The 26,922-nt window shown below is 58.9% G+C and carries 18 protein-coding genes and 1 pseudogene; 15 read left to right on the top strand and 4 right to left on the bottom strand.

Annotation, left to right across the window (positions count from 1 at the left end):
- From BVH03_RS01940 to BVH03_RS01900, 8 genes and pseudogenes are all read left to right on the top strand, one after another.
- A partial coding sequence (locus BVH03_RS01940) for an integrase core domain-containing protein (RefSeq protein WP_143485883.1) occupies positions 1 to 183 on the top strand: 183 nt, incomplete at its 5' end.
- Positions 177 to 517, top strand: a pseudogene (locus tag BVH03_RS01935) (DUF4172 domain-containing protein); the annotation flags it as partial. The gene BVH03_RS01940 and the pseudogene BVH03_RS01935, both read left to right, overlap by 7 nt.
- A gap of 522 nt (positions 518 to 1,039) precedes the next feature.
- Complete coding sequence (locus tag BVH03_RS01925) at positions 1,040 to 3,193, top strand: N-6 DNA methylase (protein ID WP_075959625.1); 2,154 nt, start codon at positions 1,040 to 1,042, stop codon at positions 3,191 to 3,193.
- The gene (locus BVH03_RS25605; protein ID WP_083639977.1) at positions 3,190 to 4,353 is read left to right on the top strand and encodes a restriction endonuclease subunit S; all 1,164 of its coding nucleotides are present in this window, start codon (positions 3,190 to 3,192) and stop codon (positions 4,351 to 4,353) included. Before BVH03_RS01925 ends, BVH03_RS25605 begins: the two co-directional genes overlap by 4 nt.
- On the top strand, positions 4,350 to 7,586 hold the full coding sequence (locus tag BVH03_RS01915; protein ID WP_075959624.1) for a type I restriction endonuclease subunit R: 3,237 nt from the start codon (positions 4,350 to 4,352) through the stop codon (positions 7,584 to 7,586). The genes BVH03_RS25605 and BVH03_RS01915 overlap by 4 nt, the downstream gene beginning before the upstream one ends.
- 63 nt (positions 7,587 to 7,649) lie before the next feature.
- A complete protein-coding gene (locus BVH03_RS01910) occupies positions 7,650 to 8,855 on the top strand; it encodes an ABC-three component system protein (RefSeq protein ID WP_075959623.1) in 1,206 nt (401 codons plus the stop codon).
- On the top strand, positions 8,855 to 9,352 hold the full coding sequence (locus BVH03_RS01905) for a three component ABC system middle component (RefSeq protein ID WP_075959622.1): 498 nt from the start codon (positions 8,855 to 8,857) through the stop codon (positions 9,350 to 9,352). Before BVH03_RS01910 ends, BVH03_RS01905 begins: the two co-directional genes overlap by 1 nt.
- Entirely contained in the window at positions 9,349 to 11,301 is a 1,953-nt protein-coding gene (locus BVH03_RS01900; RefSeq protein ID WP_075959621.1) for a DUF3732 domain-containing protein, read from the top strand. Before BVH03_RS01905 ends, BVH03_RS01900 begins: the two co-directional genes overlap by 4 nt.
- 414 nt (positions 11,302 to 11,715) lie before the next feature.
- Here the strand turns inward: BVH03_RS01900 and BVH03_RS01895 are convergent, their stop codons facing one another.
- The gene (locus BVH03_RS01895) at positions 11,716 to 11,979 is read right to left on the bottom strand and encodes a helix-turn-helix domain-containing protein (RefSeq protein WP_075959620.1); all 264 of its coding nucleotides are present in this window, start codon (positions 11,977 to 11,979) and stop codon (positions 11,716 to 11,718) included.
- 95 nt (positions 11,980 to 12,074) lie between these two features.
- Between BVH03_RS01895 and BVH03_RS01890 the strand changes: the two genes are divergently transcribed.
- The 5 genes from BVH03_RS01890 to BVH03_RS01870 all read left to right on the top strand — a co-directional run bounded on the left by BVH03_RS01890 (position 12,075) and on the right by BVH03_RS01870 (position 16,542).
- Positions 12,075 to 12,602, top strand: a complete 528-nt coding sequence (locus tag BVH03_RS01890) for a Bro-N domain-containing protein (protein ID WP_075959619.1) — start codon at positions 12,075 to 12,077, stop codon at positions 12,600 to 12,602.
- A 165-nt stretch (positions 12,603 to 12,767) separates the two neighbouring features.
- Positions 12,768 to 14,051 (top strand): ergothioneine biosynthesis protein EgtB, encoded by a 1,284-nt coding sequence (egtB, locus tag BVH03_RS01885; RefSeq protein WP_075959618.1) that lies wholly within the window; start codon positions 12,768 to 12,770, stop codon positions 14,049 to 14,051.
- Between the two features lie 2 nt (positions 14,052 to 14,053).
- On the top strand, positions 14,054 to 15,016 hold the full coding sequence (egtD, locus tag BVH03_RS01880; RefSeq protein ID WP_075959617.1) for an L-histidine N(alpha)-methyltransferase: 963 nt from the start codon (positions 14,054 to 14,056) through the stop codon (positions 15,014 to 15,016).
- Positions 15,017 to 15,143: 127 nt separating this feature from the next.
- Positions 15,144 to 15,734 (top strand): acyltransferase, encoded by a 591-nt coding sequence (locus tag BVH03_RS01875; protein ID WP_075959616.1) that lies wholly within the window; start codon positions 15,144 to 15,146, stop codon positions 15,732 to 15,734.
- Positions 15,735 to 15,888: 154 nt separating this feature from the next.
- Entirely contained in the window at positions 15,889 to 16,542 is a 654-nt protein-coding gene (locus BVH03_RS01870; RefSeq protein ID WP_075959615.1) for a response regulator transcription factor, read from the top strand.
- A 148-nt stretch (positions 16,543 to 16,690) separates the two neighbouring features.
- On the opposite strand, the gene BVH03_RS01865 is transcribed toward BVH03_RS01870, so the two are convergent.
- Positions 16,691 to 18,322: a hybrid sensor histidine kinase/response regulator gene (locus BVH03_RS01865; RefSeq protein ID WP_075959614.1), complete on the bottom strand. Its 1,632-nt coding sequence runs from the start codon at positions 18,320 to 18,322 to the stop codon at positions 16,691 to 16,693.
- Positions 18,323 to 18,510: 188 nt separating this feature from the next.
- Between BVH03_RS01865 and BVH03_RS01860 the strand changes: the two genes are divergently transcribed.
- Positions 18,511 to 18,894, top strand: a complete 384-nt coding sequence (locus BVH03_RS01860; RefSeq protein ID WP_075959613.1) for a hypothetical protein — start codon at positions 18,511 to 18,513, stop codon at positions 18,892 to 18,894.
- A 284-nt stretch (positions 18,895 to 19,178) separates the two neighbouring features.
- Here BVH03_RS01860 and glyA read toward each other — a convergent pair whose 3' ends face one another.
- Positions 19,179 to 20,432, bottom strand: a complete 1,254-nt coding sequence (gene glyA, locus BVH03_RS01855; RefSeq protein ID WP_075959612.1) for a serine hydroxymethyltransferase — start codon at positions 20,430 to 20,432, stop codon at positions 19,179 to 19,181.
- Positions 20,433 to 20,557: 125 nt separating this feature from the next.
- Positions 20,558 to 24,724 (bottom strand): EAL domain-containing protein, encoded by a 4,167-nt coding sequence (locus BVH03_RS01850; RefSeq protein WP_143485882.1) that lies wholly within the window; start codon positions 24,722 to 24,724, stop codon positions 20,558 to 20,560.
- Between the two features lie 393 nt (positions 24,725 to 25,117).
- Here BVH03_RS01850 and ettA point away from each other — a divergent pair, with 393 nt between their 5' ends.
- The gene (gene ettA / locus BVH03_RS01845) at positions 25,118 to 26,782 is read left to right on the top strand and encodes an energy-dependent translational throttle protein EttA (RefSeq protein ID WP_075959611.1); all 1,665 of its coding nucleotides are present in this window, start codon (positions 25,118 to 25,120) and stop codon (positions 26,780 to 26,782) included.
- The last annotated feature ends 140 nt before the right edge of the window (positions 26,783 to 26,922 follow it).

Raw genomic sequence — 26,922 nt, 5'->3', positions numbered from 1 at the left:
CAAACGAGCCTACGTGAGTGGGCCTATGCACGCAGCTATGACAGCTCCGAACAACGAGCCAGGCATTTGCCAGCCTGGCTGCACCACTACAACTGGCACAGGCCGCACAGCAGTCTCAGCTACAAACCACCAATCAGTCGGGCTCCATTGCCACTGAACAACGTACTGGGTTTACACACCTAGATATCACTGCATGGCTGCACTGGTTTCTGAACATGTTGCTGAAGAGCTTGGAGCAGGCCTTAGGCCGTATTGATAGAGTCTAGCCAAGGCACGCTTCTGGCAGAAGCATCGTAGCCAGGTTCTGTCTGTAGAACAGACCAAGGTACTTAACCGGCTGCTCGACGGTGGCGAGCGGGGCTTTGAGGAAGGCATCAGCGCAGCTCAGTACCAGGCTGTTGCCAAGGTTTCAAAAGCCACAGCAACACGGCACTTGAGCGACCTACTTGAGAGGGGCTGCATCGTCCGCCTGCCTGGAGGTGGGCGCAGCACTCGCTATCAGATCGTCACTGACTGATACAGCTAGCTTTTAATACTATCGTGCCACTACGCTAAATTTCGCTACTATACAGCTAACGCGCGACTCTCCGTAAGGTCGAGAAATGGACTTCACCCGCTGCAATCACCCAGCTCATGGGCATACTGGTCTGGTTTATCCAAGCAGCATTTCTGATTGCGCCATTCAAATCGCCATGGGCCAGGACCAAGCTGGCAAGCGACTTAAACACCTCCTCGCTCATCGAGAAATGAACGAGTCCCCCGGGCCCACTCAACAATACGGCCCACATCAATCATGCGTCCTGTCGGTTTGCGACACCTTCGTAAAATCGAGGGAGAGCGTGGCCAAAAGCATGTGCCTAACCAAACGTTACTTCGCTTCAGTGCACGGTATGACGCCAAGCGGAACGCGATCCATGCGCAGCCCTCACAAAGTAGAATGTGATGGTGCTTGATACCTGACACTACAGGTTAATGCTCCACCCAGAACGGAGCACCATGAATAAGCCTCATAACCTCGAAGAATCAGAAGGATAGAGTTTTGGCTCAACTAGAAAATATTGAGGCAATTGAGAAAAGGCTTTGGAAAGCGGCAGATACCCTTCGTGGCAACTCTGAGCTGGCCAGCAATGAATATTTCCTGCCAGTGATGGGCCTGATTTTCCTGCGTCACGCCTATAGTCGCTTCCTGGCCGTGAAGGACCAGATTGTTGCTAGCCTGCCGAGCCGGGGTGGCAAGACCCGCGATCTGACCAAGGAGGACTTTTCGCAGAAAGGCGCAATCTACCTCAACCCCAAGGCCGAATTTGATGCTCTGGTAACGCTGACCGACGCTGATGATCGTGCTGAGGCCATCATCAAGGCGATGGAGTCCATCGAAAAGGACTACGCCAACCTTGCGGGCCAACTGCCCAAGAACGAATACCGCAGTATCCCCAACGACGTTCTGGGGCAGCTCCTGCGTACCCTAAACCCGGACGAGCTGAAGAAAGCTACCGGCGATATCTTTGGTCGGATCTACGAATACTTCCTGACCGAGTTTGCCGACCAGGGTGCGCATGATGGCGGTGAGTTCTTTACCCCCGTTTCCTTAGTGCAGCTCATTACCAACGTGCTGGAACCAGATCACGGCATCGTTTTCGATCCTGCCTGTGGCTCTGGCGGTATGTTCGTGCAAAGTGCTCACTTCCTGGAAGTCCACAAGGATGATCCGAACAAACTCACCTTCTACGGACACGAGAAGAACCGGGTAACCACCCGCCTATGCAAAATGAACCTCGCGGTTCATGGCCTTGAGGGCAATGTGGTGGGCGGCGAACAGGCCATCACCTACTACAACGATCCCCATGAGAAGCTCTGGGGTAACGTTGACTACGTCATGGCGAACCCCCCCTTCAACGTAGATGAGGTGGACGCAGAGAAAATCAAGAATGATCCGCGCCTACCGTTTGGTATCCCAGGGATTAACAAAACCAAGAAGGTTCCTAACGCAAACTACCTCTGGATTCAGTATTTTTACAGCTACCTGAATGACAAAGGCCGCGCTGGCTTCGTCATGTCCTCGCAAGCTTCGGGCGCGGGCCGGGAAGACGCTAAGGTGCGTGAGCAGTTGGTTAAATCCGGCCATGTCGATGCCATGATCGACATCCGTGGCAACTTCTTCTACACACGCCCTGTGCCCTGTCAGCTTTGGTTCCTTAACAAGGAAAAAACCAGAGAACGTGCGGACAAAGTGTTGATGGTTGATGCGCGTAATGTATATCGCAAGGTCACGCGAAAGATTTATGACTTCAGCCCTGAACAGCTTAAAAACCTGACCTCCATCGTTTGGCTATATCGGGGACAAACTGATCGCTTCATCGAGCTTGTACAGAGCTACATTGATAGTACTTTGCTGGAAGCGCATGCCTGTGAAAAATCAGAGAACCTGCTAGCACAGCCGGTGCCTGATTTTATTGCTGCATTTAAAAGTCTTTATGCGGCTATGCGTCCGTTTTTGGCGCAATTAAAGAAGGGTACTGATCCTGAAGAGTTACACACCACGCTGCACAACGAACTGCTGAAAGCGATTGAGCGAATTGATGCGGATTGGTCTGATTTTCAGGTGCTGAAAAATGACCTCCACGAGTGGTGGGGTCGTCATGCTTATGATACGGCAGAAGATTTGAGCGATTTCATTGAGAGCGATATCTGCCTCAAAGATCTTGCGGAGAATGGTCGTGATCTGATCAAGCTGATTGACCATGCTTACAAGTTAGGCATGCGGCTAATTGAGCTTTGTGAGGATGAGCACGCAGCTAGGGACAGTGAATGCTGGGATTACGCTAGCATACACGGAACTCGTCGTACTAGCCTCAAGAAAGCTACAGACGAGGCGAGAAAAGCTGCAGTTGACCAACTTAAACTGGCTCGCTATTTCTATAAACAAGCACACTGGCTATTGTCACGCTTTCCAAATGGTGAGCTATGTGATGTCAAGGGACTAGTTAAACTGGTTTCGATAGAAGAAATTGAATCGGCCAACTGGGCTTTGAATCCCGCTGTCTATGTTGAAGTGGCTCCGGAGGAGGTTGATGAAGACTTCGATTTCGAGGAGGTATTAAGGGATATTCACACAGAGTTAAAGGGCCTCAATGAAGAAGCAGCAGTCTTAGCTACGCAAATATCTAGAAACATTGAGGAGTTGGGTATATGAGTCTGCAGCCCGGCCTCATAGAAATTGGCGAGCTATTAAAGGCTGAAGCAATTCTGGCGATTCAAGATGGAAATCACGGGGAGAAACATCCCAAGGCATCCGACTATGTGGATGAAGGAATTTCTTTTGTGATGGCTAATGACCTAAACAAAGGGATCTTAAATCCGCTTGAAACGGAAAAAATACCGGAAGGGCTTGCTGAGAAACTAAGAATTGGCTTTTCCAAAACAGGTGATGTTTTATTGACGCACAAAGGGACCATTGGAAATACAGCAATAGTTCCAGACGTCTTGCCCTATGTCATGCTCACTCCACAGGTAACCTATTATCGAGTAAATCCGGACTTGCTAGATAATCAGTACTTAATGTATTGCTTTCGAGATATCAGATTTCGAAAGGTCATGACCTCTTTAGCTCAGCAATCTACAAGGCCGTATATTGGAATTACTGCACAGCGAAAGCTAAAAATATTCTACAGAGGCATCGAAGAGCAAAAAGAGCTGGTTAGATTCATAAAATCTTACGATGACCTTATAGCCAACAATTATCGTCGTATAAAATTGCTCGATGATACTGCCAGAATTTTGTATAAAGAATGGTTTGTGCATCTCAGGTTTCCAGGACATGAGCATGTAAAGATAACCGATGGCACTCCTGCTGGTTGGGATATAAAGAAAATTGGCGAGATTTTGACCCTAAACTACGGTAAGGCTTTAAAGTCTGACGATAGAGTTGACGGGGACATCCCCGTATATGGTTCAAGTGGCGTAGTTGGAACTCATAGCAAGTACCTCGTCTCTGGCCCAGGGATTATAGTCGGTCGAAAAGGCAATGTAGGGTCTATACATTGGAGCACAAAGGATTACTGGCCGATTGACACTGTCTACTTTATATCTAAAGAAGAGTGCAACTTGTATTTTTACTATGCACTGCAGTATGTACAGTTCATAAATACAGACGTCGCCGTTCCTGGCTTAAATAGAGATATGGCTTACGGCAGGACTGTTTTAATCCCATCTTCATCCATCCTGGAAAGCTTTCTGAGTGAAGTTGAACCAATCCGCGCCCAGATTGAAAAGTTAGAAGAGATAAATACTAAGCTTTTATCCGCACGCGATTTGCTTTTACCTCGTCTGATGAATGGAGACATCACCGTATGAACGCAATGACCGAGGACCATCTGGCGCAGGAAACTACTGCCAATTATCTGCTGCATGACCTGCAGTGGGATGAGTCGATCTATGCCCTGAAGGAGATTATGGGCAAGGACGGCACCCTCGGTCGCACCAGTGAGTCCGAGGTGGTGTTAAACCGCTACCTCGGACAGAAGCTCATTGACCTCAACCCCGGCCTCCCCATGGAAGCCTATGAAGACGCCTTGCGTATTGTGACTGAGCACAGCAGTAGCTCCGTGCTGCTGGCGACCAATCGCGAGAAGGATAACCTTCACAAGAACGGCGTTGAGGTTAGCTTCCGCAATGAGAAGGGCGAGCGCGTCAAAAAGCGCCTTCGCCTTTTCGACTTCGATAACACGTCAGCAAACCACTTCCTTGTAGTGCGGGAACTGTGGGTCAAAGGCGATCTGTATCGCCGCCGTGCCGATATCGTCTGCTTCGTGAATGGTATCCCGCTCGTCTTCATGGAGCTCAAGAATGTCCACAAAGACATCAAGGCTGCCTACGAGAAGAACTTTGCTGACTATAAAGACACCATCCCGCACCTCTTTCACCACAATGCCTTCATCGTCCTGGGCAATGGCGTGGATGCCAAGATCGGCTCGATCTCCAGCAAGTTTGAGCATTTCAACGACTGGAAGCGTCTGCACGAAGACAGCTCCGGTGTTGTGGACATGGAGACACTGCTGAAAGGCACATGCTCAAAATCCAACCTGATAGACATCTTCGAGAACTACATCCTCTTCGATGAAAGCTCGGGGAAGCTGGTCAAGATCGTTGCCCGGAACCACCAGTTTCTGGGCGTTAATCGGGCCATCGGAGCAGTGAAGGATCGGAAAGCCCTTGCAGGAAAGCTTGGTGTCTTCTGGCACACTCAAGGCTCCGGCAAGACCTATTCAATCGTGTTTTTCGCCCGTAAGGTCCATCGCAAGCTGGGTGGCAACTACACCCTTGTTGTCCTGACCGACCGCGATGACCTGGATACCCAGATCTACAAAACCTTCGGCGGATGCGGGGTTGTGGATAACGACCGCGATCCTTGCCGCGCCACCAGTGGTGAGCATTTGCAGGAGTTGCTGGGCCAGCACAAAGCTTTCGTCTTCTCGCTGATCCAGAAATTCAACAAGAAGGTCGATCCCGAAAAACCTTACTCGGAGCGGGACGACATCATCGTCATTACTGACGAGGCACACCGTACCCAGTACGGCACGCTCTCCCTGAACATGCGCAACGCTATGCCCGGTGCCAGCTTCATCGGCTTCACCGGCACACCCCTGTTCAAAGATGACGAAATCACCAAAAAGGTTTTCGGTGAATACATCTCCACCTATGACTTCCAGCGGGCGGTGGAGGACAACGCCACCGTACCGCTCTATTACGATGCGCGCGGCGAGCAGCTGCGTTTCGTGGATGAGGGTGGCGATGAACATAGTGTTGCCGATCCGAAGGGCCTGAACGAGAAGATCGCCGCCAAGCTTGAAGAGCTGGAGATCGATGATATCGACGTTCAGCAGCGCCTGGAGCGCGAGCTAAAGCGCGACTACCACATCATCACCAGTACCAGCCGCCTCGAACAGGTTGCACAGGATTTTGTCAGGCATTACGCCAATGGCTGGGAAACCGGCAAGGCCATGCTGGTTTGCATCGACAAAATCACCTGCGTGCGGATGCACAAGCTGATAGATGACTATTGGCGAGAGCACATCGCCCGCCTGGAAAAAGACTTGCCGAGCGCTCTGGACGAGCAAGATGACATCTGGCGTCGCCGCCAGATCGACTGGATGCGTGAAACGCAGATCGCCGTCGTTGTGAGCGAGGAGCAAGGCGAGGTAGACAAGTTCCGCAAATGGGACCTTGATATCACCCCACATCGCCGCCTGATGAAAGAGGGCTTCCTGCTTGGCGACGGAAAACGCCTCGACCTTGAAAGCGCTTTTAAGAAGTCAGAGCATCCGTTCCGCGTGGCTATCGTTTGTGCCATGTGGCTGACAGGTTTTGACGTACCAACCCTCTCCACGCTTTATCTCGACAAGCCTTTGCAGGCCCATACGCTTATGCAGGCCATTGCGCGCGCGAACCGTGTTGCGGAAGGCAAGAACAACGGCCTCATCGTCGATTACTGCGGCATCCTTAAAAATCTGCGGCAAGCCCTGTCTACTTTTGCCGGTCGCGGGGATGAAGGGCATGGAGATGATGAGGGGGAACTCGACCCTACATTACCTAAGGAAGACCTTCTCGCAGAGCTCATTGAGGCCATCGGGTTCGTGCGGGACTTCCTGCAGGTTCAGGGTTTCCGCCTTGAAGACATCAACGAGAAGACCGGGTTTGCGCGAAACGCTGCCATCATCGCAGCGAAAGAAGCGGTCAATGAGAACGACCAAACCCGCAAGCGCTTCGAGATCATGGCGCGCGAAGTATTTAAGAAATTCAAAGCCTGCATCAACGTGCCCGGCGTGAATGGGCAGCGCGACGCCAGGGATGCGATCAATATCATCTACAAGAGCCTGCAGGCCGACCGTGAGGCCGCAGACATCAGCGACATCATTCGCCAGCTCCATGGGATCGTTGATGTAACGATCCATACCCGTGCGTCTGTATGCGAGGATGCTGGGGTCTATGACATCAGCAAGATCGATTTCGAGCGGCTGCGTCTTGAGTTTGCCAAATCTCCTGCCAAGCACACCGCCGTACAGGGTCTTAAGGACGTCATCGAAAAGCGTTTGAACATCCTGCTGATGAAGAACCCGCTACGCACCGATTTCCAGGCGCACTACGACAAGCTTGTCGATGAATACAATATTGAGAAAGATCGCCTGACTATCGAAAAGACCTTCGAGGCGCTCCTGAAGCTCGTCGATGATCTAAGCGCGGAAGAGCGCCGCGCCATGGAGGAAGGCCTAGATGAAGAAACGCTAGCCTTGTTCGATCTGCTCTCAAAGCCACAACTCTCCAAGGGCGATACGGCCAAAATCAAGAAGGTTGCTTCCGAACTGCTCGGAACTCTGAAATCCGAGCGGCTCAGGGTCGAAAACTGGCGCGAGAAAGAAAGCACGCGCGATGCCGTGAAGCAAAAAATTTATGACTTCCTGTACGACGACAGCACAGGGCTTCCGGAGAGTGATTACAGCGTGGATGACATTAAGGCGCTCACTGAAAATGTCTTCCGCCACGTGTATCGGGCTTACCCGACAGTGCCATCGCCGATATACAGGCACTGATAATTTAGAAAAATAAGCTGTAGTGCCAGTCGCTACGTTGCTTTTGCCGGGAAGGGAATGCTTATGGCAAGCAAAGCAAATGAATTCGATGCAACAGCGTCAATGCTTGGTTACCTGTACCAGGCCCGGTACGCCTTGTTCTTAAGTCTTCAGAAAATCCGGGAGGTCCAGGACCCGGATGAATGTTTCGTTTCTATCGAAAAGCTGGACGATATCGCTTTTGAGACAGGTGGAAACCCCGCCGACATTCTTCAGACCAAATACCATGGCACTGAAGGAAACCTGACCGACAGAAGCGTCGACCTGTGGAAAACCATCAGGGTTTGGGCAGAAGGCATAACAAAGGGCGGCCTTGACCCCGCTACGACGAACTTCACCCTTATCACGACCCAGAGCGCGCCTGAAACCGGGCTCGTGGCGGCTTTGCTGCCTGCTTCCTCCCGTGACATCAAGGCGGCACGGGATCTTCTCGATGGGATTTCCGTCGAGACTTCCAACGCGACAAACCTACCGGCCTATGCGGCATACAACGCCTTGCTGGACTGGCAGAAGGACCAGCTTATCGGCTCCATCAACATCTTGTGCCGCTCCGCGAGCATTCTGGATGTAGCGGAACTGATTAAAAAAGAACTCAGGACCACTGCTGAAAAAAGACACATCGATGCTTTCAGCACACGCCTGGAGGGTGAGTGGTTTAAGTGCTTTATCAGCGCCATGTCGTCGCCAGATGAAAAGGAAGTCTGCCTCGGTGAAGTCGTCGCCATCATCGACGATCTGCGCTCTCAGTTTTCCTTGACCAATCTGACAGCAGATTATGCCGACGCGGAGCCAGAGGATATTGATGTCGATGGCGACGATAGAAATTTTGTAGAGCAGTTGCGTCTGGTAGGGATACCAAACCAGGCGATTCGCTTTGCGATAATCAATTATTACCGTGCTTGCGAACAGCGTTCACGCTGGTCAAGAGATGGGCTCGTCAAACCTGGCGAACTCAAATCATATTTTAAAAGACTGGAAGAGGAATGGTTAAACCATTCGTCTCTCATTCTTCCAGACATTGACGCTAGTAATCTCGAGCAGTGTAGAAAATCTGGGCGAGATGTCTACGGCAAGTGCCAGAACGAAGGCGCACTGGCCATTCGGCGAGACTTTAACCATCCCTACGTCGCCAGAGGAAGTTATCATACTCTAGCTGATGAGCTGAAAATAGGCTGGCACCCCAATTACCAATCCCTTCTTTTAAAGGAAGATAAGAAGGGAGCGGCCTGATGTCGTTGAGAGAAATTCTGACGCAGGAAGAGATCAATCTATACAACCCGGCCTATACCGGCTTTCTTTTCCTCTCATCATTGCGGGCCTATTGCGAAGTCAATGAGAAGGGGATGCACTGCGCATTGCCCTATATCGTGGTCCCGATGGCGCTATCGCCGCGTATCGCGGCCAGTCTGCCGACGACCTACAGGACTCCCATCGCTTCATGGGTTGCTGAGCAAGGAGGAGAGTTATCTGATTTTTCAGCGATGGCGTCAGCCTGTATTCCTGTTGTCAACGCTGCCAAGCTCTTTTTGCTGGATAGGAAAGTCATCCAGCTGACAGAAGAGGCGTACTACCTTATTGCCAGTAATAAACTAGCTAAAGCGCCCAGTCTATTCAATAAGAGCGAGAGCATGAAGCAAGCTCTTCATGCAGCCAACTTTATAGGAAAATGGTTTGCCCATTCCTCGACCGTTGAAACCATTTACGCACAGCTAGGGATCAGGCCATGACCATGCAGATTCTACAAATATCCGTCTACGGCAAAAACGGAGAGCGTCGAGATGTGAAACTTAATCCCTCCCGCGTCAATATCATTACGGGAGCATCCAAGACGGGAAAGTCATCCCTTCTGGATATCGTAGAGTACTGCCTGGGTTCCAGTGAGTGTGGAGTTGCAGAAGGCTTCATCAGGAAAACCGTCGATTGGTACGCCATCCTTCTTCAATTCCGTGATACGCAGGTGTTCATTGCCCGCGCTGCTCCACTGCCGGGGCAAAATTCCGGCAGCACATCGCATATGATTGTGGAGGCGGACATAAAGGTTCCGGACAGGTCGGAGCTTAAGTCATCCACGAATATTGACAGCGTTGTTAATTTCCTGACGGAAAAGCTTGGTGTCCCGGAGCAGGAAACAGAAGTTCCTGAAGGTCAGACACGCGCTTCCATCTCCATCGATTTCAAACACTCAAGGTATTATCTCTTTCAGAGCCAGGATGAGATCGCCGCTAAAAAGATCCTGTTTCACCGACAATCAGAACCGTACATTCCCCAGGCGATCAAAGACACCATTCCATATTTCCTGGGGGCTGCTGAAGATGACCGCCTGAAGGACCTCGCCTCCTTGCGGGGCCTGAAGCAGGAAAAGACACGCCTCACCAAGAAGCTGTATGAACTTGAATCCCTGAAAGGGGATGGGCTTCAGAAAGGTTATGTCTTGCTGGCAGAAGCCGCAAAAGCCGGTCTTTATACGGGTGAAAATCTCATCCCCAACGAGAAAGACCTGCTTGCTAGCCTCTCCCGCATCAGCAACTGGGTGCCGCCGCTCCTTCCTGTTGAAGACAACACCGACGATCCGTTGCCCGCACTGGAGCGCGAATACCAGCGCTTCCAGCAGCAAAAGCGTGAGGTACGGTTCAAGCTCAATGCCGCCAACGAGTTCGCAAGGTCGGAAACCGGCTTCGAAAAAGAAGCCGAAGAACAGAGTTTCAGGCTGCAATCCATTGGCCTCTTCAAGAAGGCATCGGCAGCCGAACATATCTGCCCCATATGCGACTCCCAGCATGAAGCCGCTGATAGTGCCGGGGGTATCATTCAGCAAGCCCTTGCAGACATTGCGCACAAGCTCGATGGCGTCGAGCGAAACCGCCCACGGATTACGGGTTACATTCAGGGCCTGATCAAGGAGCACAATGATCTGGCAGATAAGATCAAGAAGACTCGTGACAGCATGGATCAGATCAGGTCCAAGGACGCTACTTCGGAAGGTTTGCAAGACAGGAATCTGCTGAAGTCCAGAGTCGCTGGTCGGGTATCGCTCTATCTGGACGGCATCAACTGGGCAGACGATACCGGGCCGATCAAGAGACAAATTGCTGCGCTTGAGCCACAGATCGAAGAGCTCGAAGAAAGACTAAATCCTGATGCTCTCAAAGAGAGGCTAGACGCCCAGATCAGCATCATCAGCGAGGATATGACGCGGTGGGCAAGGGAACTTGGACTGGAACACTCGGAACATCCTATCCGTCTTGATATACCCAAGCTTACTGTCGTGGCCGAGACGCCCCACGGCAGGACGCCGCTCTATCGCATGGGAAGCGGTGAAAACTGGGTTGGTTATCACCTCGTGGCTTATCTGGCATTAGCCAAATGGTTCATCAAAGAAAATCGTCCCGTCGGCAGGTTCATCTTCTTTGATCAGCCCACTCAGGTGTACTTCCCGTCTGACAAGGCCGTGACCGGAAACATTGACGAAATTGAAAGCGACGAGGACCGCAAAGCGGTCAAGAAAATGTTCGAATGGCTCTTCAAGGTGGTCGAAGAGGAGCTGGGGCCTGACCTTCAGGTGATCGTCACCGACCATGCCGATATTGAGGAGGACTGGTATCAGTCCGCTATCGCCGATGAAAAATGGCGTGGAGATGTTGCGCTTATTCCAAAGCATTGGTACGCGGAAGAGTAAACGTGGCTCACGTTTTCACCTTAGATCCAATGACAGCTGACAGAAACCGCCTAGCGGTTTCTTGCTTGTGCCGCTGAAGCCACACACTGTGCTCTCAAAGGTACATAAAACAGTACGTTAGCAGTACAGTGTTCAGTTTCTGAGGCTTTCTCCAAATTACGCTCAACACCAGTATTCATGATGCTTCCAGCTCACTGTACCTACGCTAACCTATGTACGGTTTCACTAGGCTTGCAGCGTCTCTAGGCAACTCATAATCCTTTGGTCCACGGTTCGAGTGCCTGTGGGCCACCTCCTTCAAGCCGCGCACTGCGCGGCTTTTTCGTTTAAGTTTGGCCAGTGGTAACCGTGTTGGAGCGCTTGGCATATATCGCTTTGGAGCCACCTCCCAGAGCCTATCACTTAGTTAAAGGTTCAGCTGTCTCCACCATTATTGCCAGCCAGTTCATCCTCAAGACGCTGCACAAAGCTGCTTAAGCTAATGCCCAGCACCTGACAAACATCCCGCAGCTGTATCAGGTCCAGCCGACGTAGCCCGCGCTCTACATCGCTGACAAACGACTGTGGGCGGTCGAGCGCTTTGGCGAAGTCGCCCTGGGTCAGCCCCGCCTCGACCCGGCACTGTTTGAGCAATTTCAAGAAAACTAGGTTTTCGTCTCGGTAAACCGACTTTTCCACAGGAGGCGCATCCGTCCGTTGACAGAACAGGTACGGTATATCTAATCTTCAGTTATCTGATTTTCAGATATTTAGCTTTAGCCGATGGAGGCCTTATGGAAGAAGCCCTTACCCCCACTGTACTGATGCGCCATCGCCGCCCATTGCGCGGTGTGATGATCGACCGCCAGCCCTGGGTCTGTGCCCGTGAGTTTGCGCGGTTGCTGGGGCATCGCCACCCGGAGCGGATATGTCGCTTGATGGATGCCGATCAGGTGCGGGTTGTGCATTTTCAGCTGGCCAGTGGGCAGCTGGAGGCGGTGGAGGTACTTAGCGAGTCGGGTATGTATCGGGCGCTGTGGCGCTTCTCGCATCCGGAGAACCGGCATCTACGCGGCTGGCTTAGCCAGGTGGCGTTACCGGCGCTGCGCGACAGTGAGGCGAGGGCGGATCACGGGCCATCCCGATGCCTGATGGTCTGGGATAACCAGCAGGTCAATCTGCTGGAGTGGCAGGGGCAGTTGTGGATCGCGCTGCACGAGTTACCTCGTTTTCATCGGCAGGCACACCTAGCGCCACACGAGCCGCCATCATGGTTGGCGCGCTGGTGGCGTGGACGTTTCCGAGCCAGGGCGGCGGGCTGAGCGCCAACTCTGTGCCACGCTTATCGCCGCCAACAGATCGACATGCATTTGCCGATCGTTTTCATGCTCGCCATAGAGCACGTCAGTTTTCCTGAACCTTTCCCACCCCCATCCAGTCGGCTCTAGAACCGTCGCGTTTCGCGGCGCCGGCACAGGATGCGTGTTATGCGAGACCGCACCAGCAGGATCGCCACTTCACCACTGCACGTCGAACAGCTCTGGCAGCGTTACCAGCGTGTACGCGCTGCCAGCGAGCGGCTTTGCGAGCCGCTGGAGGCCGAGGATCATGTGATCCAGAGCATGCCGGACGTGAGCCCGCCGAAGTGGCATTTGGCTCATGTCACCTGGTTCTTCGAGGCCTTCGTGCTGCAGCCGTTCTTGCCGGGCTATCGCCCGCTGGACGAGCGCTACGACCATCTTTTCAACTCCTACTACAAGACTCACGGCACGCCCTTCGAGCGGGCGCGGCGGGGGTTGTTGTCGCGGCCGACGGTGAGCGAGGTGTATGCCTATCGCAGCCATGTCGATCTGGCCATGGAGCAGCTGTTCAGCCAGCGCGGTGCTGAGTTGCCCGACGAGGTGTTGCAGCGCATCGAGCTGGGGCTGGAGCATGAGCAGCAGCATCAGGAGCTGCTGTTGATGGATATCAAGCACATCTTGGCGCAGAACCCGCTGCGGCCGGTTTATCGCCATGACCTCAAGCCGGGTGGCGGGGCAGCCAGCGAGCTGCGCTGGATCGAGTTTCCCGCCGGGCTGCGCCAGGTCGGTTATAGCGGTGAGGGCTTTGCCTTCGATTGCGAGCGGCCGCAGCACCGGGTGTTCGCCGAGGCCTTCCAACTGGCCAACCGGCCGGTGAGCAATGGCGAGTATCTGGCGTTCATCCGCGATGGTGGCTATCGCAGCACGGCGCTGTGGCTGGCGGACGGTTGGGATCACATTCAGCGCGCCGGCTGGCAGGCGCCGCTGTACTGGGAGCGCGAGGGCGACGACTGGCTGGAGCTGACCCTTGGTGGGCCGCGTGAGCTGGATCTGGCTGCGCCGGTCTGCCACCTGAGCTACTTCGAGGCCGAGGCGTTCGCCACCTGGGCCCAGGCGCGCTTGCCCCGCGAGGAGGAGTGGGAAGTCGCCGCCCAGGACGAGCCTATGTGGGGCAACTTCGTCGAGAACGATCACCTGCAGCCGGTGGCGGCGGGGCAGGGCGATGGCCTGCAGCAGCTGTATGGCGATGTGTGGGAGTGGACCGCCAGCGCCTACCGGCCGTACCCCGGCTTTCGCCCGTTGGGCGGCAGCCTGGGTGAGTACAACGGCAAGTTCATGTCCGGGCAGATGGTATTGCGCGGCGGCAGCTGCGCCACGCCGGAAGACCATGTTCGCCCCACCTATCGCAACTTCTTCTACCCCACCATGCGCTGGCAGTTTTCCGGCCTGCGCCTGGCCAAGGAGCTCTGAGCATGGCACTGGCAATCCGTACCCACGAACAACCCCAGAACCTCGAGCAGCAGGCGCTGCGTGACGAGGCCCTGCGCGGCTTCGCGGCCAGCCCGAAGGCGATGTCGCCGAAGTTCTTCTACGATCACCGCGGCTCGCAGCTGTTCGAGCTGATCTGCCAGCAGCCGGAGTACTACCCGACGCGCACCGAGGAAACCATCCTGCGCCTGGCGGCGGACGCCATCGCCGAACTGGCCGGGCGCAACGCCAGCCTGGTGGAGCTGGGCAGTGGCGCCAGCCGCAAGATTCGCCTGCTGCTCGAAGCCCTGCGCCCGGCGCGTTACCTGGGCATCGATATCTCCCGCGAATTCCTGGATATCTGCACGCGGCGCTTGGCCGCCGACTACCGCTGGCTGGACGTGCATGCGCTGTGCGCCGATTTCAGCCAGCCACTGAAACTGCCCGCCGAAGCACTGGGGCAGCGGCCGTTGGCGTTCTTTCCGGGCTCGAGCATCGGCAATTTCGACCCGATCGAGGCGCGCGCCTTTCTGCGTAATCTGCACCAGGCGCTGCCGGCCGGCAGCGGCTTGCTGATCGGTGTGGATCTGGTCAAGAACCGCCAGGTGCTTGAGCGCGCCTACAACGATGCGGCCGGGGTCACCGCGCTGTTCAACCTCAACCTGCTCGAACGCATCCGCACCGAACTGGACAGCGACATCGACCCGCAGCGCTTCGAGCACCGGGCGTTCTACAACGAGCAGGCCTCGCGCATCGAGATGCACCTGGTCAGCCGCGAGAAGCAGCAGGTGCGCATCGAAGACCGCGTGTTCGATTTCGCTGCCGGCGAAACCCTGCACACGGAGAATTCCTACAAGTACACGCCCGGCACCTTCCGGGCGTTGGCAAGCGAGTGCGGCTTCGCCTCGGTGGCCATGTGGCGCGACCCCGCGCAGCTGTTCAGCGTGCATTTTCTGCGGCGCGAGTGAGGGGCGCGGCGGTCGGAAATCTCGGCAACGATTGCGCGGCGTAGGTGTCTGTAAGCATCGGCACGGCGGGCCTGATTACCTTCAGGCGCCGCGCCGACTGCACATACCCTCGAAAAGGATGCCAACCTTGCAACGCTTGTTAACCCTCGTCACCCTGTCCGCCCTGATCTCCGCCTGTGGGCAAAGCGCGCCATCGGAGTCGGAAATTTCCAAAACGCTGGCCGACAGCATTTCCCGCAAAGGCTGCGCCACCTCGACACTGTTCAAGACCTTCCCGATTCCGCCCTCCATGGCCAGCAGCAACGGCGCCATCACCCGGCCATTCGAGGACATCGGCTTTATCGCGCAGAGCGCCGATGGCTACCAGCTGACCGAGAAGGGCCAGGCCGAGTACGACGCCGAACGCTCCGGCTTCTGCTACACGGACAGCTACCAGATCAGCGACATCAAGGTCATCGGGGAAGAGGCCGAGGGCGACCTGCCGCCGGCCCTGTCCGGCGCCTGGACCGTGAGTTTCACCCTGGCCCCGGCCAGCGTCGACGAGTGGGTCAAGAACCCGGCGATCATCGAGGCGGCGAGCCGTGCGTCCCTTGAGAAAATTGTCGAACCGCAATCCTTCAACGTGCGCGTGGCCAGGGAGAAGGGCAAGGACGAGCTGATCGTCGCCGATCCGAGGTTCAGCTTCAGCCCCGGTATCCATTTCAATATGGGCTGGTAAGGCGGCCAGTGAACCGAGGGGCGTCGCTGCCATGGTTTGCCCGGGCGTATCCAGGCCGCCAGCACTGCGCCCGCAGCGAACGGTCCAGCACCTTATCGCGCCAGTCTGTGAACCAGTGCTGGCGCGCTTGGCTAGATGACCTTAGTCTGAGCCCATGACCCACACGCCTCCCATCCTCGAACGATCCGCGCAAGAACGCATCATCGTGGCCGATGATCACCCGGTGTTCCGCGACGGCTTGAGCCGTATCGCGCAGCGGGTGTTTCCCCATGCCTGCATTCTCGAAGCCGGGGATATGGACGAGGTGCTGACCCTGGCCGCTGCCGGGGCGCCACCGAGCCTGTTCATGCTCGACCTGCTGTTCCCCGGGCAATCGCCGGAGGCCATCGGTGCCTTGCGTCAGCGCTTCACGCGCAGCTCCATCGTGATCGTGTCGATGGTCGACAACCGCGGGTTGATCGACGAGGTGATGGCGGCGGGAGCCGATGGCTTTATCGGCAAGGCGACGCCGCCTGACGAGATCGCCGAGGCGTTGCAGGCGGTGCGTGACGGGGAATTCGTGCTGACCCTGGGGCCGGCCGGCGTGCCGGCTTTTGCCGAGTCGCGGCACCTGCTGGAGCAGCTGACGCCGCGGCAGCAGGACGTGCTGCGCCTGCTGGTGCGCGGCCTGGCCAACAAGGAAATCGCCCGCGAGCTGGATATCTCGCCCTTTACCGTGCGCATCCATGTGTCGGCGCTGATGCGCACGCTGGATGTCAGCAGCCGCGCCGCGGCAGCGGCGATGGGCGCCAAGGCTGGGCTGCGCTAGGCTCTCTACGGAAAGTGCCTGCGCTCGGTGATGCTGCGTTGAAATGTCTCTCAGAATGCTCATTTACAACACGTAAACTGCGCTTCTTCGAGCCATTTCGCCTTGCCTGACCTTCGCTCGGCAACTTTCCGTACGGAGCCTAGGCCGCTTAGGCCACTTGGGCCTTGAGCTTCAGCGCCACCAGCAGCGAGCGCAGTTCGGCCGGTTGCACCGGTTTGGAGAGAATCGGAATCGCGTCGTCGCCCACCGCTTCCTGCACGCGGCGCACGTCGTGGCCGGTCATGATGATGGCCGGCACCTGACGAGCGGCGAGGGCGCGTACGTGGGCGATGCAGTCGGCGCCGGAGGCTTCCAGGCCGAGGTCGAAGTCGGTCACCACCAGGTCGATATCCGCCGCCACGTCGGGCAGCGAAGTGTAGGTATCGACAACGCAGCCCCATTTCTTCAGCAGGGTGGCGGTGGCCAGCAGCACGTTCTGATCATCCTCGATCAGGCACACGCGCAGGCCGTTCAGCACGCTCGGCGCCTGTGGCCTGGCCGACGGTACCGCCGCCTGCTGGGTGGGTGCGCTGGCCAGTTGCAGGCCGTCGATAGCCGCCAGGGTGCCTTTGCCTTCCACTGAGCGGATGCGCACCTGCAGGTTCATCAGCTTGCCCAGCCGGCGCACGATGGTCAGCCCCAGGCCCATGCCCTCCACGTCGCTGTCGCGGGCCTGCCGTACGCGGTAGAACTCCTCGAAGATATTTTCCAGGTGAGCCTCGGCGATGCCGCGGCCCTTGTCGTGGAGTTCGATGGAGAGGTGCGCGCCGCGCCGCCGGCAGCCGATCAGCATGGGCTGGCCGGGGGCGTACTTGAGGGCGTTGGAGAGCAGGTTCTGCAGCATGGTGGTCAGCAGGCCCTGGTCAGCCTGTACGTGAATGTCCGGGCAGTGCAGGCGGATCTCCACGCCGGCCCAGCGCGCCGCCTCAAGGTTCTGCTGGACCAGCTGGCGCAGCAGGCCTTGCAGGGGCAGGGGCTCCATGTGCGCGACGACCTTGCCGCTGTCCAGCGAGTACATGTCCAGAATCGTACGGAACAGCCGGGCGACGCTGTTCAGAGACTTGTCGATGTTCTCCACCAGGCGGTGCTGCTCGCCGTCCAGACGGCTGTCGCGCAGGCAGGCGGTGAACAGGCTGATGGAGTGGATGGGCTGGCGCAGATCGTGGCTGGCCTGGGCAAGGAATTGCGACTTGGCACGGTTGGCGGCCTGCTCGGCCTCGGCGGCCAGGCGCGAGCGCTTGAGCAGGGCGTGCATGTAGGCCGGCACCATCAGGGTGGTGAGCAGCAGGGTGACGATCAGGTAAGGCTGCGACTGCCAGTAGGCCGAGATGCTGGCGATGATCGCCAGCGACAGGGTGGCCAGCGCGGTCGCCAGCAGCAGGTAGCTGGAGCCGTAGCGCAGGCCATAGCCCACCGTCACCCAGATCAGGATGGCGTAGACCGGCAACATCGGTTCGCCGCCAATGCCGATGGTCAGAGTGATGCAGGTGTAGTCACTGAGCATGGTCAGCACGCGGCGTACCGGGTGGTTGCCGGGGCGCCGACGGATATCGATCCACAAGGCCAGGGATGCGGCCAGAAATAGGCTCTCGAGCAGCAGAATCCAACCCGCCAGCGTGGGATCGATGGCCGAGCGCAGGTGCATCAGCAGGGTGTAGCCGATGGCGATCGGCGCGATGATCAGGCGCACCACCGCCTGGGCGCGTTCTACGTCGTATTGTGGAGAAGCGGTGGCCAGCATGACGGTTCCCTGGGTGCTAACGCGGATATCCGCCCACCATAGGCCGCCGCCGCTCGGCGGTGCAAGGCGTGCGTGGGGTGCAAAGGGCCTTTAGCACACCCGTACTATTCCACCGCGCCGGCGTGCTTCCTAGAATCCCCGCCATCGCTTCGGTACCAGGCCGGAGCCCAGTGATCGAGGGAACAGAAATGAGTATCAAAGGAACGCTTGGGGCTCTGCTTTTTGTCCCGGTACTGGCCTCACTCGCCGGATGCCTGGCGCAGAACACGCAAAGCCAAGGGCTGCACAGCTCCCAGGTGGCCAATGGCGCCGCACCATGCACGCCGAGCAACTCGGATAACCTGATCTCCACGGGCCGCAGCCTGCTGAGCATCGCCAACTCGGTGCTGGAAACCCAGCAGAGCATGCAGGGCAACTCGACGACCTATGCCCAGCGTATGGATGCCGCCGAGAAGGCGCAGCGCGTCAACCAGGGCAACAACGTGCTCAATAACGTCGAGAGCATGACCGCCGGCCTGGGCGCAGGTTCGCCGTGCACGGCAGCAATTGCACCGGCTGCTGCATCGCGTTGATGAAAGCGGCACAGCCGCGCGACCCCGTTTGAAAGACCCGCCGAAAAAGCCGCGCCTTTGCGCGGTTTTTTCGTTGTGGCTGTCCCGGATGAGCTCAGGTCGGCTCAGTGAGGGAGCGTCGCCCACGGCGCGAAGCGATAGTTGGCGCGAGGGGGTATTGTCGCGCCGCCGCCATTCGCCCCCGGGCGGGGTTGCTATGCCGTAGTGGGCTCGTCGCCAGCACCTTTTCCGCAGCCAAGAAAAAGCCCGGCATCAGCCGGGCTCTCGCATTGCTGCGCTGACGCTTACTTGCCGTACACCGGCAGCTTGGCGCAGATGGCCTTGACCTTTTCGCGAACGGCGTCGATCACCGCTTCGTTGTTCAGGTCGGCGAGGATGTCGCAGATCCAGCCAGCCAGCTCGCGGCACTCGGCTTCCTTGAAACCGCGGGTGGTGACGGCCGGGGTGCCGAAACGCAGGCCCGAGGTAACGAACGGCGAACGCGGGTCATTCGGCACCGAGTTCTTGTTGACGGTGATGTAGGCCTTGCCCAGCGCGGCGTCGGCGTCCTTACCGGAGATTTCCTGCTTGATCAGCGAGAGCAGGAACAGGTGGTTCTGGGTGCCGCCGGAAACCACGTCGAAACCGCGCTCGATGAACACTTCGGCCATGGCCTGGGCGTTCTTCACGACCTGCTGCTGGTAGGCCTTGAACTCGGGCTGCAGGGCTTCCTTGAAGCAGATCGCCTTGGCGGCGATGACGTGCTCCAGCGGGCCGCCCTGGGCACCCGGGAAGACCGCGGAGTTGAGCTTCTTCTCGATGTCGGCGTTGGCCTTGGCGAGGATCAGGCCGCCGCGCGGGCCGCGCAGGGTCTTGTGGGTGGTGGTGGTAACCACGTCGGCGAACGGCACCGGGTTGGGGTACACGCCAGCGGCAACCAGGCCGGCCACGTGGGCCATGTCGACGAACAGGTAAGCGCCAACCTTGTCGGCGATGGCGCGGAAGCGCGGGAAGTCCAGCACCTGGGAGTAGGCGGAGAAGCCGGCGACGATCATCTTCGGCTTGTGCTCGATGGCCAGGCGCTCGACTTCGTCGTAGTCGATCAGGCCGTCGGCGTCGATGCCATACTGGACGGCGTTGTACAGCTTGCCGGAGGAGGAAACGCTGGCGCCGTGGGTCAGGTGGCCGCCGTGGGCCAGGCTCATGCCCAGGATGGTGTCACCGGCGCTCAGCAGGGCCAGATAGACGGCGGCGTTGGCTTGCGAACCGGCGTGCGGCTGGACGTTGGCGTAGTCGGCGCCGAACAGTTCCTTGGCTCTGTCTATTGCAAGCTGCTCGACCACGTCGACGTACTCGCAACCACCGTAGTAGCGCTTGCCTGGGTAGCCTTCGGCGTATTTGTTGGTCAGCACGCTGCCCTGAGCTTCCATCACCGCTGGGCTGGTGTAGTTTTCCGAGGCGATCAGCTCGATGTGCTCTTCCTGGCGCAGAGCTTCTTGCTGCATGGCGTCGAAGAGCTCGGCGTCGTACTTGGCAATGGTCAAATCACGGCTGAACATGGCAATCCCCTGAAAGTCAGCTGAGCGGAAGAAATAGGGTGCGGATTCTACCGCATCCGAACTGGCCAGGCATATGAAGCGTGATCATGACCGGGACAAGTGGCGCTCACGATGTGTCGCGGTCGCTAGAGCATGAACAGGCTGCGCCCGCAGAATTGCGCCTCGAAGCGATGAGCGGGCATCGGCCGGCCCAGCAGGTAGCCCTGCACTTCGTCGCAATCGTGGATGCGCAGGAAGTCGAGCTGTTCCTGGGTTTCCACACCCTCGGCGATCACCGACATGTTCAGGCTGTGGGCCATGGCGATGATGGCGCGGGCGATCTGCCCGTCCTGCTCGCCCTGGGGCAGGCCGTCGACGAAGCTGCGGTCGATCTTCAGCACGTCGATGGGGAACTGCTTGAGGTAGTTGAGCGACGAGTAGCCGGTGCCGAAGTCGTCGATGGCGATGCACACGCCCAGATTCTTCAGGCCCGCCAGGGTCTGCATCGCGGCGCCGACGTCCTGCATGAGGATGCTTTCGGTCAGCTCCAGCTCCAGGCACGCCGCCGGGATGCGGCTGTCGGTGAGGATGCGTTCGATACGCTGGCGCAGGTCGCCGTCGCTGAACTGACGCGCCGAGAGGTTCACCGACACCTTGGGCACACGGATCTTGTTGTGGTGCCAGATGTTCAGCTGACGGCAGGCTTCGGCCAGCACCCAGTCGCCGACCTGCACCACCAGGCCGAGCTCTTCGAGCACCGGGATGAACGCATCGGGCGCCACCAGGCCGCGCTTGGGGTGCTGCCAGCGCAGCAGCGCCTCGACGCCGGTCAGGCGTTTGCCGTTGCCGGAGAACTGCGGCTGGTAGTGGAGCAGGAATTGGTCCTGTTCCAGCGCGTGGCGCAGGTCGCCTTCGAGCTCCAGGCGCTCCAGGGCGCTGGCGTTCATGTCCGCCTGGTAGAACTGGAAGTTGTTCTTGCCGCGCTCCTTGGCGTGATACATGGCGGTGTCGGCGTTCTTCATCAACTGGCTCGGCTCGTTGCCATCCTGCGGGCCGAGGGCGATGCCGATGCTGGCGGTGACAAAGAACTCGCGGCCTTCGAGCACGAAGGCCTGGGCCAGGCTGGCGAGAATCTGCTCGGCGACGTGGATGGCGCGGTGCAGGGCCGTATCGCGGCTGGCGCTGGAGCGCAGCAGCAGGGTGAACTCGTCGCCGCCCATGCGCGCCACGGTGTCGTCTTCGCCCACGCAGGCGGCCAGGCGCACGGCCACGTCCTTGAGCATGCGGTCGCCAGCGGCGTGGCCGAGGGAATCGTTGATCGGCTTGAAACGGTCGAGATCGAGAAACATCAGCACCACCCACTCGCGGTGCCGCTCGGCATGCTGCAGCGCAGTGTGCAGGCGGTCCTGGAACAGCGTGCGGTTGGGCAACTGGGTCAGGGCGTCGTAATAAGCCAGGCGATGGATGCGCTGCTCGCTGGCCTTGCGCTCGCTGATGTCGCTGAAGAAGCACACGTAGCTGACCAGGTCGCCTTCCTCGTCGTGTACGGCGGTGATGCCGACCCACGCCGCGAAGTTCTCGCCATCGCGGCGTTTGAGCCAGATCTCGCCTTCCCAGGTGCCGCGCTGGTGCAGCTGGTTGAGCACGTAATGCAGGTGCGTGCTCTGCTGGCTGTCGGCGGTGAGCATGCCGGGCAACTGGTCGAGCACCTGCTCGGCGCTGTAGCCGCTGACCCGGCTGAAGGCATTGTTGACCTGCACGATGTAGCCCGCCGGGTCGGTGACCAGGATCGCCGCCGTGGAGTGCTCGAATACCGTGGCCGCCATGCGCAGGTCCTTCTCGGCGCGGCGCTGCTGGGCCACGTCACGGCCCACGCCGAGCAGGCCCTCGAACTTGCCGTTGTCGTCCCACATCGGCAGCAGGCGCAGCTCCACGGGAATCTTGCGGCCATCGGCACGTAGAAAATCGAGAATGAACAGCTGTGGGGTGAGGGTCTGGCGCAGCTCGTGCATTTGCTGGTGCACGCCGAGGGCACCTCGGATGCGTTCGAGCAGGGCGTACACCGCGGCGAGTTGCTGCGGGTTGGTGGCCAGGCCGCCGAAACCGTTGGCCTGCACCCACGCGGCGGAATAGCCCAGCACGGTCTGCACCGAGGGGCTGACGTAATTGAGGTTGAGCTGGCTGTCGGTGGAGAAGATCACGTCGCTGATGCTTTCGGCGAGCATGCGGTAGCGGTGCTCGTTCTCACGCAGCGATTCATTGCGGGCGATCTGCCCGGTGATGTCCTTGGCCACGCTGATCAGGCGGCTGACCCAACCATTGGCGTCACGCGCCAGGGCCTGCTCGGTGATGCTGAACCAGCGCCAGGCGCCGTCACGGTGGCGCACGCGCAGCTGCGATTCGAGCAGCACGCCGTTGCCCAGTACGCGCTGCTGGTTGCGCACGCGCTCGTGCAGGTCGTGGTCATCGGGGTGGACGATCAGCCTCCACCAGTCGTCGCCCTTGCCGCGTACGGCATTGTCGTCATAGCCCAGACGGCTGGCGAAGTCGTGGTTGCTGAACAGCAGCGTGCGGGTGGGCAGGTCGGTGACGTACAGGGTATCCGGCACCGCACGCACCACCTCGGACCAGAAGCGCTCGCGCTCGACCAGCGAGAGCTCCATGCGTTTGCGGCTGGTGATATCGCTGATGCTCAGGGCGACCGCGTGCAGGTCTTCGGGGCATTCTGGCAGGCGCATCACCAGCCACAGGTGGCGGGTGATGCCGTTGGCGCCTTCGATGTGGCTTTCCAGCTCCAGGTGGCCGCCGCCATCGAGCAGGGCCGCGCTGAGCTGGGCGCGAAAACCGTCGGCGCGCACCGCACCGCGGTTGATCAACTGCTCCCAGGCCTCTTCGGTGGTGCTTACGCCAAGCAGGCGCAGGGCGATCTGGTTGGTTTCGGTGAAACGCATGTGCTGCAGCAGCTCGCCATGGCGCTGCGGGTTGGCATCCAGCCAGGATTTCAGTTCGGCGCCGCTGTTCAGGCCCTGCTCGAGCAGGAAGTGATAGAGGCTGGCGAGGTCGAGCACGCACAGCGCCGTGCCGGTGCCGTCGAAGATGTCCTGATAGCGCCGACGGGTTTCCTGCAGCACACGGGTTGCCTGCTGCTGCTCGGTGACGTCGCGCAGCACCCAGACGAAACCCAGCTGGCGGGAGGCGTCGCGCAGGTCGCTGCGGGTGATGGTGAACAGCCGGGTCTGGCCATTCTGGCGGATTTCCACCACGTCCGGGCCCTGGTCGCTGTGAAAGGCCGTGGCGTGCAGCAGTAGCGGGTCGAGGCCCGGCAGCAGTTCGAGCAGGTGCCACTGGCGAGCGTGCTGGGTGGTCAGGCCGAACATCGTTTCGGCCTGGGGGTTGAGGTAGGTCAGGCGACCGGTCGCGTCGGTGACCAGCACCCGCTCCTCGATGGCGCTCAAGGCACTGGCTGCCTGGTGCAGCGAACGCCGCGAGGCGGCGTTGAGCGCGTGCAGCTGGCTCTGTTCGCGCACCAGGCGGTAGAGGGCGAACAGGGTGAGCAGGCTGCACAGGGTGAACAGCAGGATCTTGCCGAGCATCTCCGGCAGCACCTGGGCCTGCACCTTGCTTTCATCGAGCATCGCGCGCAGTTGCCAGTCGGAGCCGGGCAGATCCTGTAGCACGATGGTCTGCGCCTGGTTGGCGGCGGTGACCGACGGGTAGTTGCGCTCTTCGGCGCTGACACCGCGCGAGTCGGCAATCACCCGCTGGTTGGTGGCGTCCTCGAGTTGCCAGGATACGTCTTCCTGAGGCGCCTTGAGCAGCCAGCCGCCAAGGGCGCTGGCATCGAGCTGCAGCGCCCAGTAGCCATCGTCGACGCGCAGCAACAGGTCGAGATGGCCGCCATCGGTCGGGTCGAACACGTAGTAATAGCTGTGCCTGCTGCTGCGGCCGATCAACTCGGCGAGCAGCGCCTGTTCGGCCTGCGCCAGGCTGCTGCCCGGCCGCGGCTGCCCGCTGGCATCCAGGTGGGCGAGGCCCCGCAGGGTCGGGAAGACCACGCGTAGGTTGTCCAGGTAGCGTTGCTGCTGGTCGGCTGAATCCAGCGGCTCGCGGGTGGCGTGCAGCACTGCGGAGCCGGCGTTGGCCATCGAGGCCATGCTCAGGCTCAGTTGCTTGGCCAATTGTTCGCTGACCGCCAGGTTGAGGGCGCGCTGGTCGTCCTTCAGCTGGCGGAATTCGAATTGCAGTTGCCACAGCAGCAGTACCAGCAGCCCGAGCACCAGCACGACCAGAGCGCCCTTGAGGGAGCGACGCATGGGAATGATCGTGGTATCGCGTTGAGGGCGCATGGTTTCGGCGGCTGACACGTGATGACGTCCTGCAACGGCGGGGTCGAGTAGGCAGGTGGTGCTGCGATGAAAGGGTGTTCAGGGCGTCCGCTTCCCAGGGCGGCTAGCATGCCACAAATATGGCTAAGTGCCAGCCTGGGCGACGAACGTCATGCGCCGCCAGCTCTTCCTAGTCGCGGGCAGATCGCCGAAAATGCCCGGTCACCGCTGTACCGTCATCCGGGCAGGTCACCTCTATTATGTCAGGGCGTGCGGTACGGCTTGGCGCGTCGGTTGGCGCGGCATTTATCCGTTTGCGTGAGGCGGCGTCTTGGCATAGGGTGCGCGCCATCGTCGCCATTTATTAGTGAGGTCTGAATTTTGGCTCAATACGTCTACACCATGCATCGGCTGAGCAAGGTCGTGCCGCCGAAGCGCGAGATTCTCAAGAACATCTCCCTGTCGTTCTTCCCCGGCGCCAAGATCGGCGTGCTGGGCCTCAACGGCGCCGGTAAATCGACCCTGCTGCGCATCATGGCGGGCGTGGACAAGGAATTCGACGGTGAAGCCCGGCCGATGCCGGACATCAACGTCGGCTACCTGCCCCAGGAGCCGAAGCTCGACCCGGCCAAGACCGTGCGCGAAGTGGTCGAGGAAGCCGTCAGCGTCGTGAAGGACGCCCAGGCGCGCCTCGACGAAGTCTACGCCGCCTACGCCGAGCCGGATGCCGACTTCGACAAGCTGGCCGCCGAGCAGGCCAAGCTGGAAGCCATTCTGCAGGCCAGCGACGGCCACAACCTGGAGCGTCAGCTGGAAGTCGCCGCCGATGCCCTGCGCCTGCCAGCCTGGGATGCGAAGATCGAGCACCTGTCCGGTGGTGAGAAGCGCCGCGTTGCGTTGTGCCGCCTGCTGCTGTCGGCCCCCGACATGCTGCTGCTCGACGAGCCGACCAACCACCTGGACGCCGACTCGGTGGCCTGGCTGGAGCGCTTCCTGCACGACTTCCCGGGCACCGTGGTGGCGATCACCCACGACCGTTACTTCCTCGACAACGTCGCCGGCTGGATCCTGGAGCTCGACCGCGGCGCGGGCATTCCGTACGAGGGCAACTATTCCGGCTGGCTGGAGGCGAAATCCGACCGTCTGGCCCAGGAATCCAAGCAGCAGTCGGCCCACGAGAAGGCCATGAAGGAAGAGCTGGAGTGGGTGCGCAAAGGCGCCAAGGCCCGCCAGTCGAAATCCAAGGCGCGTTTGCAGCGCTTCGAGGAAATGCAGTCCCAGGAATTCCAGAAACGCGCCGAAACCAACGAAATCTACATCCCGGCCGGTGCGCGCCTGGGTGACAAGGTCATCGAGTTCAAGAACGTCACCAAGGGCTACGGCGATCGCGTACTGGTCGAAGACCTGTCGTTCAGCGTACCCAAGGGCGCCATCGTCGGCGTGATCGGTGGTAACGGTGCCGGTAAGTCGACCCTGTTCCGCATGCTGATGGGCAAGGAGGCACCGGATTCGGGCAGCATCGAGATCGGTGAAACCGTGCAACTGGCCTGCGTCGACCAGAGCCGCGAAGACCTCGACGGCAGCAAGACCGTCTGGGAAGCGGTGTCCGATGGCCTGGACATGATCAAGATCGGCAACTACGAAGTCCCGTCCCGTGGTTACGTGGGCCGCTTCAACTTCAAGGGCGCCGACCAGCAGAAGTTCGTCAAGGACCTCTCCGGTGGTGAGCGTGGCCGCCTGCACCTGGCCCTGACCCTGAAGGAGGGCGCCAACGTCCTGCTGCTCGACGAACCGTCCAACGACCTCGACGTGGAAACCCTGCGCTCGCTGGAAGACGCGCTGCTGGACTTCCCCGGCGCCGCCATCGTGATCTCTCACGATCGCTGGTTCCTGGACCGCGTGGCGACCCACATCCTCTCCTACGAGGACGACGGCGTGCTGTTCTTCGAAGGTAACTACACCGAGTACGAAGCCGACCGCAAGAAGCGCCTCGGCGACGCCGCCGCCCAGCCGCACCGGGTACGGCACAAGAAGCTGGCGCAATAAGTGCTGTTGTAGAAAACGGAGTCTCAGCAGACTGTGTGAAAACCTAGCAGTCCGAGGGTGAGTTGAAGACAATGCCTCTATCGGTTGATAGGGGCATTGTCGTTTATGGGTTATATCCAGGGCGAAGGTCGCGGGCAAAG

The organism is Pseudomonas sp. PA15(2017), from assembly GCF_001945395.1.
Lineage (GTDB): Bacteria > Pseudomonadota > Gammaproteobacteria > Pseudomonadales > Pseudomonadaceae > Aquipseudomonas.
The sequence above is the reverse complement of the archived record's forward strand: the minus strand, read 5'-3'. Positions and strand labels throughout refer to the sequence as shown.

Excerpts from the sequence above, each read along its gene's own strand:
- BVH03_RS25605 (WP_083639977.1), top strand. The coding sequence starts at position 3,190 with ATGAGTCTGCAGCCCGGCCTCATAGAAATTGGCGAGCTATTAAAGGCT.
- BVH03_RS01915 (WP_075959624.1), top strand. The coding sequence starts at position 4,350 with ATGAACGCAATGACCGAGGACCATCTGGCGCAGGAAACTACTGCCAAT.
- BVH03_RS01910 (WP_075959623.1), top strand. The coding sequence starts at position 7,650 with ATGGCAAGCAAAGCAAATGAATTCGATGCAACAGCGTCAATGCTTGGT.
- BVH03_RS01905 (WP_075959622.1), top strand. The coding sequence starts at position 8,855 with ATGTCGTTGAGAGAAATTCTGACGCAGGAAGAGATCAATCTATACAAC.
- BVH03_RS01900 (WP_075959621.1), top strand. The coding sequence starts at position 9,349 with ATGACCATGCAGATTCTACAAATATCCGTCTACGGCAAAAACGGAGAG.
- BVH03_RS01890 (WP_075959619.1), top strand. The coding sequence starts at position 12,075 with ATGGAAGAAGCCCTTACCCCCACTGTACTGATGCGCCATCGCCGCCCA.
- egtB (WP_075959618.1), top strand. The coding sequence starts at position 12,768 with ATGCGAGACCGCACCAGCAGGATCGCCACTTCACCACTGCACGTCGAA.
- egtD (WP_075959617.1), top strand. The coding sequence starts at position 14,054 with ATGGCACTGGCAATCCGTACCCACGAACAACCCCAGAACCTCGAGCAG.
- BVH03_RS01870 (WP_075959615.1), top strand. The coding sequence starts at position 15,889 with ATGACCCACACGCCTCCCATCCTCGAACGATCCGCGCAAGAACGCATC.
- BVH03_RS01865 (WP_075959614.1), bottom strand. The coding sequence starts at position 18,322 with ATGCTGGCCACCGCTTCTCCACAATACGACGTAGAACGCGCCCAGGCG.
- BVH03_RS01860 (WP_075959613.1), top strand. The coding sequence starts at position 18,511 with ATGAGTATCAAAGGAACGCTTGGGGCTCTGCTTTTTGTCCCGGTACTG.
- glyA (WP_075959612.1), bottom strand. The coding sequence starts at position 20,432 with ATGTTCAGCCGTGATTTGACCATTGCCAAGTACGACGCCGAGCTCTTC.
- BVH03_RS01850 (WP_143485882.1), bottom strand. The coding sequence starts at position 24,724 with ATGCGTCGCTCCCTCAAGGGCGCTCTGGTCGTGCTGGTGCTCGGGCTG.